Raw genomic sequence first — 11,230 nt, 5'->3', positions numbered from 1 at the left:
CTGGCTGGAGCCCTAATCCGCGCGCAGATACACCAGCCAATAGACCAGCCCTACCAGAACGCCGCCGCCGACCACATTGCCTGCGGTTACCACGGCGAGGTTTTGCAGCGCCGGACCCATGTCGATCACGCCTGCGTGCAACATGGCGACGGGGATCATGTACATATTGGCGACCGAGTGTTCGAAGCCCAGCGCCACGAAGGCGGTGATGGGGAACAGGATCACCAGCACCTTGCCTGAAACGCTGTGCGCGGCGAAGCACATCCACACCGCCAGACACACCAGCACGTTGCACAATATGGCTCTGGCGAAGGCTTGCAGCGGATCGAGCGCCAGCTTGGCATCGGATATGGCCACCGCGGTAACGCCCACAGCGCCGCCGCTCATATCGAGAATGCCGGACAGGTGGACCAGTATCGCCGTGGCCACGCCGCCGATCAGATTGCCCAGATAGACGATCCCCCAGTTTCGCAGCAATTGCGCCAGCGACACGCGACCGTCTGCAAGGCCGAGCACGATCAGGCTGTTGCCGGTGAACAGCTCTGCCCCGCCGATGATCACCAGCACCAGCCCGAGCGAGAAGGCCATGCCGCCCAGCAGCCTCGTGGGGCCAAAGCCCAGCTCGCTGCCGGTGATGACAAGGGTGAAGAACATCGCCCCAAAGGCAATGAAGGCCCCGGCCAGAACGCCCAGTGTCAGCGTCTGCACGAAGGGCAGCTGAACCTTGCGCAGCGCCACGTCCTCCACCAGCCGGGCAATTTGCGCCGGTGCCACCACGTCGAGCGGATGGGGTTCGCTGCTCATGTCATTGCAAGCTTTCCGGCGCGCCGTCGCCGTGCGGAACCTTGCCGCGTTCAATCAGCCTGCCCAGCGTGGAGCGTTGCACCAGCACGCTGAACAGCACGGCGGCGAAGGTGGCGGCCAGCAGCAGTTCACGGGTCGGGCCGGGGGGCAGGGACAGCGCCAGCGCGATGGAGATTCCGCCGCGAAGTCCGCCCCACCACAGCACGCCCCATGCGCCCTCCGCCTTGGGCCGTGCGGCAGGCACCACGCGGGTGGAGACTGTGACCGCGATTGCGCGCGCTGCCAGCGTGATGACAATGGCGGCCAGCGCCAGTTCCAGATGCGGCAGGCCGGGAACCAGCACGATCATTTCCAGCCCGATCAGCAGGAACAGCACCGAATTGAGCAGTTCATCCACCACTTCCCAGAACTTGATCACATAATCGCGGGTGATGTCGCTCATCGCATAGGTCACGCCGTGATTGCCGATCAGCAGCCCGGCCACCGCCATCGCCAGCGGGCCGGACACATGCAGGAAGCTGCACAGGGCATATCCGCCCATCACTACGGCCAGCGTGATCGTCACCTCCAGCGCATATTCGTCCATCGATCGCATGGCGCGATAGCCCATGTAGCCCGCGATCAGGCCGATCAGTATGCCGCCGCCCGCTTCCATCACGAACAGCCGCGCGCCCTCTGCCAGGCTGAAGTCTTCACCCGTCAGCGCCGCACCCAGCAGGATCACGAAGATCACGATGCCCACGCCGTCATTGAACAGGCTTTCACCCGCAACGGTGGCCTGCAGGCTCTCCTCGACGTTCTCCTCCTTCAGCACGCCCAGGACCGACACCGGATCGGTGGGGGCGATCAGCGCGCCGAACACGAAATACCAGATCGGCACGATCGGCAGGCTCATCAGCGTGCCTACGCCCCACATCGCCAGACCCACCAGCACGGTGGAGACGATCACGCCCACGGTGGAGAGCAGCAGCACCGGCACCCAGTCCGCCCGCAGCCGGTCCAGATCGACATGCAGCGCGCCGGCAAACAGCAGGAAGCTGAGCATCCCGTCGAGCAGCGTCTGGGTGAAGTTCATCTCCTCCAGCAGCCGCGCCACGCTGTTGTCCAGCGTCACGCCGGGGATGAATTCATTGGCCATCAGCAGGCCGATCGCGGCCACCGCGCCCATCACCGTCAGGCCGATGACATGCGGCAGCTTGAAGAAATGGTGGTTTATCGTGCCCAGCAGCGCAGATGCCACGATAAGCATGGCCGCAAGATCGAATGGGGAAAGACCGCCTGTTGTTTCGTGCATGGTTGAGGGGATAGCGGCTGGCTGGGTATCGGCCTAGCCCTTTGCTGCCTGAAGCCCCGCATCGAATTTTCTGCGGGCACTTTCAATGCGGGTCATGTTCGCTTCCGCCCATAGCCAGACGCCGCAAAAGGCTGCTCCCAGGCTCTTGCCCAGATCGGTCAGTTCATAATCAACATGCGGCGGCACGACAGGGTGGACGGTGCGGGTGAGCAAGCCCTCGCGTTCCATCCGGCGCAACGTCTGGGTCAGCATCTTCTGACTGATTTCGGGAATGTGCCGGGCGATCTGGGTGAAACGCTGGCAGCCATTGTCCTCCAGCACCTCCAGCACCAGCATGGTCCACTTGTCCGCGACATGGCCGATCAGTTCGGTGACCAGTTGCTCCAGCCCGGGATCGACTGCGTCTTTGGGTGGCGAGGTTGTTTCATTGGCGATGGGGTTCGCCTCTTTAACCTCGTGCAAATCAAAAGGTAACTGTTCCATCTATCTGAAAACCCTACGCTCTCTTTTTGGTAAGTATAATTCTTTGAAGTGCCTTCTATCATAAAGAGAGCGAAATTGCGATCTTGTGTCCACAGGCAAGGGAGACTCCCGTGAGACTTACTGAAAACACTATTCTGGTCACTGGCGGCGGCTCGGGCATCGGGCAGGCATTGGCCCGGCAATTCGCCGATCGCGGCAACATTGTGATTGTCGCAGGCCGCACGCAGGAGAGCCTGAGCCAGACCATCGCAGGGCGCAGCAAAATGCATGCAATTATGCTGGATGTGGCGGACAATGGATCGGTTGAAGCCTGCGCGGCAAAGCTCTCTGCCGATTTTCCAGCGCTCAACATGCTGATCCATTCGGCGGGCATCATGCTGCGTCAGGAGCTGGGCAGCGGCGGATCAATCGAAACGGCGGAGCGGATCGTGAATATCAACCTGCTCGGCACGATGCGCGTGGTCGAGGCGCTGATCCCGCAGCTCTCGGGCCAGAACCACGCGGCAATCTGCACTGTTTCCAGCGGGCTGGCTTTCGTCCCTCTGCCCGGTGCGCCAGCCTATAGCGCCAGCAAGGCGGGGGTGCATTCCTACACGACGGAACTTCGCCACCGGTTGCAGGGCATGATCGAGGTGATCGAAATTGCCCCGCCTGCGGTGCAGACGGGGCTTACGCCAGGGCAGGAAACGCGCGCCGGTTATCTGCCGCTGGACGATTACATCGCCCAGACAATGGCCAATTTCGAGCTTGAACCCACGCCAGAGGAGAATCTGGTGAAGATGGTCCTGCCACTGCGCAATGCAGAGAAAGACGGCAGGGTGAAGCCCATGCTCGAAATGCTTGCTCAGCTATAAGCGCGGGGACGGCGGCGGAGCTTAGGCAGCCAGTTTGGCTGCCGTTTCTGCCACGCGCTTGCCCAGGTAACGTGCGCCGTCCAGATCGGCTTCGCTGGGCTGTCGGCTGCCGTCGCTGTCGGCCAGGGTGGTGGCGCCATAGGGTGCGCCGCCCTTGACCACGTCCACGCCCATCTGGCCCTGGAAGCCATAGTCCAGCCCCACGATGGTGCAGCCCATGTGCAGCATGTTGGTGATGAGGCTGAACAGCGTCGTCTCCTGCCCGCCGTGCTGGCTGGCGGTGGAGGTGAACACGGCGGCGACCTTGCCGTTCAGCGCGCCGCGCATCCACAATCCGCCGGTGGTATCCCAGAAGGCCGCCATCTGGCTGCACATGCGGCCATAGCGGGTGGGCGAGCCGACAATGATGCCGTCATAGGCTTCCAGCGCATCGGGCCCTTCGATCTGGCTGTGATCCTCACGCTGCGAGAAGCCTGCCGCCTTGGCCACTTCGGGCGGGGCGGTTTCGGCCACATAGCGGATTTCGCATTCATGGCCGGCGCCGGTTACGCCTTCTGCAATGGCATCAGCCATCACTGCGGTGTGACCATAGGACGAATAATAGAGGACGAGAATGCGGGCCATGAAATTTCCTTACTTTGCAGCTTGTCGGACACCACGCCTTCGCTACACTCGCCGCAAAATACAAGGGGGAGGGATGGGAAGCGTGGCCGTCCGGGATGGTGCCTGTAACGTTGGCAGGCCATTCAGGTTCCGCGCAAGACCTTTGCTGACATCATGAGCGATACACCAATCGAAACGCCCGAAGACGGCGAAAGCGCAGCGGTCTCTGACAATGAGACTGCCGACAGCAGTGCCTACTGGACAGCCAATCTGAAGCTGCTGGGCATATTGATGGCGATCTGGTTCGCCGTGTCCTTTGGCGCAGGCATATTGTTCCGCGGCTGGCTCGATCAGTTCAGCATCGGCGGATATCCGCTGGGCTTCTGGTTCGCGCAGCAGGGCAGCATCTATGTCTTCATCGCGCTGATCTTCTACTACACCTTCGCCATGCGCCGGCTCGAGCGCAAATATCACCTCGAAGATTGAATGGGGAGGATTGAGCTCGGGCCATGGAAACGCAAACACTGATCTACCTGTTCGTTGCCGGATCATTCGCGCTGTATATCGGCATCGCCATATGGGCGCGCGCCGGCTCCACATCGGAATTCTATGTTGCTGGCGGCGGCGTGCATCCGGTCGTCAACGGCATGGCCACGGCGGCCGACTGGATGAGCGCGGCCAGCTTCATTTCCATGGCCGGAATCATCGCCTTTTCGGGATATGACGGCAGCGTATACCTGATGGGCTGGACCGGTGGATATGTGATGCTGGCGTTGCTGCTGGCGCCTTACCTGCGCAAGTTCGGTGAGTTCACCGTGCCCGATTTCATCGGCGCGCGATATTACTCCAAAGCCGCGCGCGTGGTGGCGGTGGTGTGCCTGATCTTCATCAGCTTTACCTATATCGCCGGGCAGATGCGCGGTGTGGGGATCGTGTTCAGCCGCTTCCTCGATGTGTCGGTGACGCTGGGCGTGATCATCGGCATGGCGATCGTCTTCGTTTATGCCGTGCTGGGCGGCATGAAGGGCGTTACCTATACGCAGGTGGCGCAATATTGCGTGCTGATCTTCGCCTATCTGGTGCCCGCGATCTACATCAGCTTCATGGTCACCGGCAATGTGGTGCCGCAGATCGGGCTGGGCAGCAGAGTGGAGGATGGATCGGGCCTGTTCGTGCTGCAAAAGCTCGACCTGGTGCTGCAGGATCTGGGCTTCGGGGCCTATACCGATGGATCCAAGTCGATGATCGACGTGTTCTGCATCACCGCCGCGCTGATGATCGGCACGGCGGGCCTGCCGCATGTGATCGTACGCTTCTTCACCGTTCCCAAGGCATCGGATGCGCGCATTTCTGCGGGCTGGGCGCTGATCTTTATCGCGCTGCTGTATACCACCGCGCCCGCTGTGGGGGCTTTCGCGCGGCTCAACTTCATCGATACGGTGAATGAGCAATCCTATGTCGATGCGCCCGAATGGTTCACCAACTGGGAAGACAATGACCTGATCGCCTTTCGGGATCGCAACTTCGATGGCGTGATGCAGTACCGCAGCGGCGATGCCTTCAACGGGGCGCCCGAATATACCGGCGCGCGCGGCTTATCGGGCGAACGGATCACCTCCAACCAGACGGTTGTGGGTGAGAACGAGATTTACGTCGACCGCGACATCATGGTGCTCGCCAATCCGGAAATCGCGCGCCTGCCCGGATGGGTGATCGCGCTGGTGGCGGCGGGTGGCCTTGCTGCGGCGCTATCGACTGCGGCGGGATTGCTGCTGGTCATATCCAGCTCTGTCAGCCACGATCTGCTGAAGAAGACCTTCCGGCCGAAAATCACGGAAAAGGGAGAGCTTCTGTCTGCCCGCATCGCTGCCACTGCGGCGATCGTGGTGGCGGGCTATCTGGGGGTCTATCCGCCCGGCTGGGTGGCGCAGGTGGTGGCTTTTGCGTTCGGGTTGGCGGCAGCATCGCTGTTCCCGGCGATCTTCCTGGGCATCTTCACCAAATGGATGAACCGCGAGGGCGCGATTGCGGGCATGGTCAGCGGGCTGGCCTTCACCTTCCTGTACATCGCATGGTTCAAGCTGTGGTCGCCAGAGAGCAATATCGAGGCCAACTGGCTGCTTGGCATCTCGCCGGAGGGGATTGGCGTTATCGGCATGGTCATCAACTTCGCCGTGGCGATCACCGTGGCCAAGCTGACCGCTCCGGTTCCGCAGGATGTCCGCCGACTGGTTGCCAGCATCCGCGTGCCCAAGGGTGCCGAAACCCCGCATATGCACTGATTGCAGACCCGTCCGAACGGGCTGCCGCCCGTCCCGCCTTGCGTCAGAATTTGATGCCGCCGGACACCAACGGGAGGGGGGTCGGGGTATCCGGCGGCATCGATCTACCCGGATTCAGCCAGGGACTGCTGAATGCCGGGATTCTGGCCGCTATTCGGGGAACTCGATGGTCGGTCCCAGATTGCTCATCACCTCGCGGGCAACGAAGGCCCTGATCTCGTCTGCGGGCGGCGTTCCGTGATGCATCACGATCTCCGCGTGGGCTTCAAAGCGTTCCACCGTGCGCACATTTACCCGCCGCGCCCAGAACGGATCGCCATATTCCGGGTGCCAGATCGTCCAGCCCATGACCGGATCGTAATAGCTCCAGTGCGGCCGCCAATAGGGATAGGCTGAACCGTACCAAGGCCGATAGAGCGGATCGGGTTGCACATATGTGCGCACGTCATGCTCTGTATCGCGGTCGATGATGATGAAATAATCATAGCCGTTCTGCACCGTCAGTTCGGCCGCGCGATAGAGCAGATATCCCTCCACACGGTCCCGTGACGTCAGGCTGTTGCCGGAGAAGGTGACGCGGAAGCGGTTTTCGGTAATCCGCTGCTCTGAATAGCCACCCGTTACCGCCTGTCCGCGCACATCTGGCTGGTAGGGGGTGGGCGTCATGCAGCCGGTGACCGTTGTCGCCAGCAGGAGGGCGGCCAGGCCCAGTTTTGCATGCTTCAAGGAAAGTCTCATCGTAATCGTCCTTGTCTGTCATGCGGCACACATGGCCGCCCTCGTCTGGATACCGGATCAGTCAATCTGGCGGTTGCCCATCACAGCTGTTCAACCGGCACTTCATATTCGTGGATGTATTCGATCACGGCGCGCGCATCTTCGGCAGCCTGGGCGAAGGCTTCCAGCGTGCCGCTGTTGCTGAAGTCGGTGCTGTTGAAGAGCACTTCGTAGACGTTGACCACTGTCGGCACCCAATTGTTGCCCTGCTGGACCAGCACCGTGACCGTCACATTCTCATATGTGTCCGAGCGGTCGTAAACGAACTCGGAGAAGTCCATGTCGGTCCACGTGACATTGCCTGCCGAGGTGGTGTTGATGCCGAGGAAGGCGTTGATATAGGCCACCTCATCCGTCGTCAGCTCACCAGCCTTGTCGCTTGCAGCGGCCAGGAAGGATGCGGCGGAAGCCAGATCCTCGACGGTGAATACGCCATCGATCAGATGGTCGAAATCCTCACCGGGAAGGTCAGCCACGTCGGGGATGGTGCCCTGCGTCATCAGAGCGACATAGATCGCCAGATTCTCCAGCGGGGAATCGATCGTCTTGGCGACGCCATCGATGGTAATCACCAGACGGCCTGCCGCATCGAGGCTCAAGGCGTCGGCATCGTTGAGCATGTCGATCACTTCCTGCGCCCGGTTATCGAGCACGGAATTGGGTGAACGGCCCACGTTGAGGCGGCCCAGTTCAACTTCCATCGCCAGCGAGGGATCGATCGGTGCGCCTTCCTCATCCAGCGGGATGGGGTTGCCGTCCGCATCGATCGGCTGAACGAAGCCTTCATCGGTCAGGATTGGCACGCCGTTGTCATCGCGCAGGATGACGTAGAGGTCGCCATAGAGATCACCGCGTGCGCTGCCTGCGGTGGAGGGCTTGCCGCCGCGATCGTTCGGGCCACCACCGCCGCCGGCCCATGCCGGGCGATCGGAATCCTCGTCTTCGTCGCTGGTGGAGATATCGCGCAGGATATCATCAAGCCCGCGCGGCGGCTGGCTCGCGCCGGAACCGGCGTTGCCGCTGCGACCGCTCTGGCCGGACTGACTGCCCTGGCCTGAAGAACCCTGCCCCTGCGAACCCTGTCCCGAAGAACCCTGTCCGGGCGAACTCTGGCCGCTGTCGCTGCCGGCCTGGTCCGATTGACTGCCACCAGCACCAGATCCGCCTTGACCCTGTGCGCCCTGACCCTGTGCGCCCTGACCCTGACCGCCCTGGCCACCCTGACCTTGGCTGCCCTGGCCACCCTGGCCCTGACCACCCTGTCCGCTGCCGCCCTGTCCTTGCTGCTGCTGCGCCGCAGAGGCACTGGCCTCGAATGCGGTGAGCGGCAGTCCGGCGCCCAGGACAAACAGCGCTGCAGCCGAAGTGGCGAGTTTCAGTGTGGCGATCTTCGAGAAATTCATGGGACTCTCCATTTTGTTTTTTTAACCCGATTCTGAATATCTAGGCGGTGACGGGACGGGACGAATTACGTAGATTCCCAAATGCGGGAATTCCCTTATTCGTCTGGGGATTTACGCGCCGCTTCCCGCTCAAAGATGCCACAGCAGGCCGATCCGGAATTGCGTTTCGGCATGGTCGAAACTGTCGGCCTGCAGGTCGTACTGGACATCGTAGCGCCGGTACTGCGTGGCCGAATAATCGAGGCGCAGGCGGGTGTTCGCGCCAAGGCCGGTTTCCACGCCAATGCCCAGCCGCAGGCCGGTTTGCGTGCGGGTTGACCGTACCGAGGCGGTTGCGGTGTTGAAGGGCAGGTCGAAACGGGTCCTGACCACACCGCCCTGCGCGAAGATCATGCTGGTCTTGCCCAGCAGCTGACCCACGCGTGCGCTCGCGCCAAAGGAATAATCGTGCTCGGCAGAATAGATCAGGCCTGCCTGATCGCGGTCCACATTCCAGTCGATATTGGACACATCGCCTGCCACCTCCAACCCGAGGTAGGTGCGGCCGAAGACCTCGCCAAAGCCCGCCATCAGGCCCAGCAACGGCCCGTGGCTGCTGCGCGGGACATCGATGGCTGTGCTGCCAAGGCGGATACCGGCATTGTCGCTGGTCAGCGCGCCGTGGCCGATCTGAACGCCGACATAGGGGCCGGAGAAGTCGACCTGGGCGATGTCCTTCGTATCCACCGACGCTCCGCCAAAACGCACGCCGCCGCCAAGCCGGAACTGGCTTTCCGATGAGGAGAAATTGTCGATATTGCCGCCGCCGGCCGGGACATCGTAATCGCCGTAAGACGACATGACATATTCGAACCGCACGAAGCCACGCTCGCCCGCGCTGGCATCCATGCCCAGGCCGAAGCCAAGCCCGGTCTTGCGGTCACTGTCCCGATAGCTGTCGGGCGCAAAGTCATAGCGGGTCCGTAAACTGGCCGCATTCATGCCTAGCCGGACATAGAGGAGGTCGCTTTCCCCAGTCACCAGGCCCAGCCTGGCAGCGATGCCGAAGCTGTCCTTCTTCTCCACCGCAAACATCCTGTCGGAGGCATGGACCCAGTCCGGCCCGCCGAGCATGGCTTCGCCTTCGAGACCGAAATAGACGATCCCGGTGGTGACGCCGTAGCCGATTGCCGCGCCATAACTTTCACCCGTGCCGCCGAAATCGGCGGTATTGCTGCCGATCAGCCGGGGACCGTCGATTGCGGTTGCCAGCGTTCCATGACCCAGCAGGACCGCCGCATAGGCGCCGCCCGGTGCGGCGCCGCCAAGGCGCAAGGGGCTGACGGCGGAGGAATAGCGCGGCTGCACCTGCCCGCCGATGCTGATCATGAAGCGGTTTTCGTCATAATCGAACCCGGCGGCATTCGATGAACGCTGCGCCAGATTATAGTCGAGGCCAAGATAGAGGTGGCTGTTCAGGTAATAGCGGGTCCACACATTGGCGCCGGTGACAAATTCGGACCGGGGCGCGCCGCGATAATCATAGTGCGATCCCCAGATCGTGAGGCCGGTATTCAGCCGGGGATGGGGAAGTGCGCGCAAGGCGAAGCTGCTGGTGGTGAGCACATAGGCAGAGGCACCGGGCAGGGTGGTCTCCTCCACGGTCCTGTCGGTGCGCAGCGAAGCGGAGAGTCCGGCGGGCCCGGACCAGTCGATCACTGCGCCAAAATCCACGGTCGAGATATTGGGCAGGCGCGGATCGTCATATCGCTGCTGGAGGTAGCCGACATGGGCCTCCGCGCTCAGGCGGCGGGAGAGCTGGTGCCTGACGCCGGCCCCGATAGAGAACCCTTCGGAGTTGCGCTGATAGCCAAAATCGTCGGCGGCAGTGTCATATTCGCGATAATCGAACGCGCCCTGCACGAAGATCTGCATGCCCGATGGCAGTTCGTGACCGACGCGCAGCCCCAGATCCACCATTGTCCGGTCACGGTCATCATTGTTGATGATCCCGCCCAGCGTGGCGACGTCATCATAGTTGTAGTCGGTCATCGTGCCGGCCACCCGCACGAAGATCGGATCACTGTTTATCAGCATGCCGAGGTAGGAATAGAGCCGGTCATATTCGGTCGGGGAAATGCCGTTTGTGGCTTCAGGCGAAGACCGCCCTTCATGCTCGCGCCGCAGATCACCGCCAGCAAGCAGTGTCGCCGCGCCAGAAAGACCCAGGCGGCCATCGATGCCGATCAGCCAGTCGTCATAGTTCTCGCTGTCGTTCTGGTCATAGCGGCCGAACTCGCCCTGCGCACGGACGGCAATGCTGTCTGCCCCGTCACGGTGGGCAATATTGAGGCGCGGGCGGGCCACCAGCAGCAGATCGTCAACCTCGCGCTGGCGGGTGGCGAAGATGTTGTCGCTGTAAACGGCCCCAAGATCGAGCGATGCATCAATGGTGGTGCGGCCCGAGGATGCCGGGGGCGTATCCTGCGCCGTGGCGGCCTGATCACCTGCGAATGCGGATGCAGACGGTTCCTCGGCATTCTGCGCAAATGCCGTGTGTGGAAAGATTGCTGCGGCCAGCAGCAGAGTGGTTCTGAACCTGCGCAATTTCGCCGACCCCTGTTCTTGAAACTGGTTGAACTGAAGGACCAGCGTCTAGAGATCAGGGATTTTCAGCCACTTCGTAAATGACCCTAAGTGGAAGTACGTAAAGCCGGATGGCGCGCCCGCAAGCGGCCCACAATCCGCCCC

General features: G+C 61.9%; 10 protein-coding genes. 3 read left to right on the top strand and 7 right to left on the bottom strand.

Features of this window, described 5'->3' with window-relative positions; translation table 11 throughout:
• Positions 1–12: 12 nt before the first annotated feature.
• The 3 genes from ABDZ98_RS12785 to ABDZ98_RS12775 are packed head-to-tail and all read right to left on the bottom strand — an operon-like array spanning position 13 to position 2,581.
• Entirely contained in the window at positions 13–804 is a 792-nt protein-coding gene (locus ABDZ98_RS12785; RefSeq protein WP_343808648.1) for a formate/nitrite transporter family protein, read from the bottom strand.
• 1 nt (position 805) lies between these two features.
• Positions 806–2,098, bottom strand: coding sequence for a cation:proton antiporter (locus ABDZ98_RS12780; protein ID WP_343808646.1), 1,293 nt, complete (start codon positions 2,096–2,098; stop codon positions 806–808).
• A 33-nt stretch (positions 2,099–2,131) separates the two neighbouring features.
• Positions 2,132–2,581: a winged helix-turn-helix transcriptional regulator gene (locus ABDZ98_RS12775; protein ID WP_343808643.1), complete on the bottom strand. Its 450-nt coding sequence runs from the start codon at positions 2,579–2,581 to the stop codon at positions 2,132–2,134.
• Positions 2,582–2,691: 110 nt separating this feature from the next.
• On the opposite strand from ABDZ98_RS12775, the gene ABDZ98_RS12770 reads away from it, so the two are divergent.
• A complete protein-coding gene (locus ABDZ98_RS12770; RefSeq protein WP_343808640.1) occupies positions 2,692–3,435 on the top strand; it encodes an SDR family oxidoreductase in 744 nt (247 codons plus the stop codon).
• A gap of 21 nt (positions 3,436–3,456) precedes the next feature.
• Here ABDZ98_RS12770 and wrbA read toward each other — a convergent pair whose 3' ends face one another.
• A complete protein-coding gene (gene wrbA, locus ABDZ98_RS12765; protein WP_343808637.1) occupies positions 3,457–4,059 on the bottom strand; it encodes an NAD(P)H:quinone oxidoreductase in 603 nt (200 codons plus the stop codon).
• Positions 4,060–4,212: 153 nt separating this feature from the next.
• Between wrbA and ABDZ98_RS12760 the strand changes: the two genes are divergently transcribed.
• The gene (locus ABDZ98_RS12760) at positions 4,213–4,524 is read left to right on the top strand and encodes a DUF4212 domain-containing protein (RefSeq protein WP_343808634.1); all 312 of its coding nucleotides are present in this window, start codon (positions 4,213–4,215) and stop codon (positions 4,522–4,524) included.
• A gap of 23 nt (positions 4,525–4,547) precedes the next feature.
• Positions 4,548–6,320 carry a sodium:solute symporter family protein gene (locus ABDZ98_RS12755; protein WP_343808631.1) on the top strand — a complete coding sequence of 591 codons (1,773 nt, stop codon included), beginning with the start codon at positions 4,548–4,550 and terminating at the stop codon, positions 6,318–6,320.
• Between the two features lie 150 nt (positions 6,321–6,470).
• Here the strand turns inward: ABDZ98_RS12755 and ABDZ98_RS12750 are convergent, their stop codons facing one another.
• From ABDZ98_RS12750 to ABDZ98_RS12740, 3 genes are all read right to left on the bottom strand, one after another.
• The gene (locus tag ABDZ98_RS12750; protein WP_343808628.1) at positions 6,471–7,058 is read right to left on the bottom strand and encodes a CC0125/CC1285 family lipoprotein; all 588 of its coding nucleotides are present in this window, start codon (positions 7,056–7,058) and stop codon (positions 6,471–6,473) included.
• Positions 7,059–7,138: 80 nt separating this feature from the next.
• Positions 7,139–8,500: a hypothetical protein gene (locus ABDZ98_RS12745; protein ID WP_343808625.1), complete on the bottom strand. Its 1,362-nt coding sequence runs from the start codon at positions 8,498–8,500 to the stop codon at positions 7,139–7,141.
• Between the two features lie 129 nt (positions 8,501–8,629).
• A complete protein-coding gene (locus tag ABDZ98_RS12740; RefSeq protein ID WP_343808622.1) occupies positions 8,630–11,086 on the bottom strand; it encodes an outer membrane beta-barrel protein in 2,457 nt (818 codons plus the stop codon).
• Between the last annotated feature and the right edge of the window lie 144 nt (positions 11,087–11,230).

The sequence above is a fragment of the Alteraurantiacibacter aestuarii genome (assembly GCF_039523595.1).
GTDB lineage: Bacteria > Pseudomonadota > Alphaproteobacteria > Sphingomonadales > Sphingomonadaceae > Alteraurantiacibacter > Alteraurantiacibacter aestuarii.
This window is presented reverse-complemented; position numbering and strand designations above follow the sequence as displayed.

Bases quoted from the DNA above. Each gene is read 5' to 3' on its own strand.
- ABDZ98_RS12785 (WP_343808648.1), bottom strand. From the start codon at position 804: ATGAGCAGCGAACCCCATCCGCTCGACGTGGTGGCACCGGCGCAAATT.
- ABDZ98_RS12780 (WP_343808646.1), bottom strand. From the start codon at position 2,098: ATGCACGAAACAACAGGCGGTCTTTCCCCATTCGATCTTGCGGCCATG.
- ABDZ98_RS12775 (WP_343808643.1), bottom strand. From the start codon at position 2,581: ATGGAACAGTTACCTTTTGATTTGCACGAGGTTAAAGAGGCGAACCCC.
- wrbA (WP_343808637.1), bottom strand. From the start codon at position 4,059: ATGGCCCGCATTCTCGTCCTCTATTATTCGTCCTATGGTCACACCGCA.
- ABDZ98_RS12760 (WP_343808634.1), top strand. From the start codon at position 4,213: ATGAGCGATACACCAATCGAAACGCCCGAAGACGGCGAAAGCGCAGCG.
- ABDZ98_RS12755 (WP_343808631.1), top strand. From the start codon at position 4,548: ATGGAAACGCAAACACTGATCTACCTGTTCGTTGCCGGATCATTCGCG.
- ABDZ98_RS12750 (WP_343808628.1), bottom strand. From the start codon at position 7,058: ATGAGACTTTCCTTGAAGCATGCAAAACTGGGCCTGGCCGCCCTCCTG.
- ABDZ98_RS12745 (WP_343808625.1), bottom strand. From the start codon at position 8,500: ATGAATTTCTCGAAGATCGCCACACTGAAACTCGCCACTTCGGCTGCA.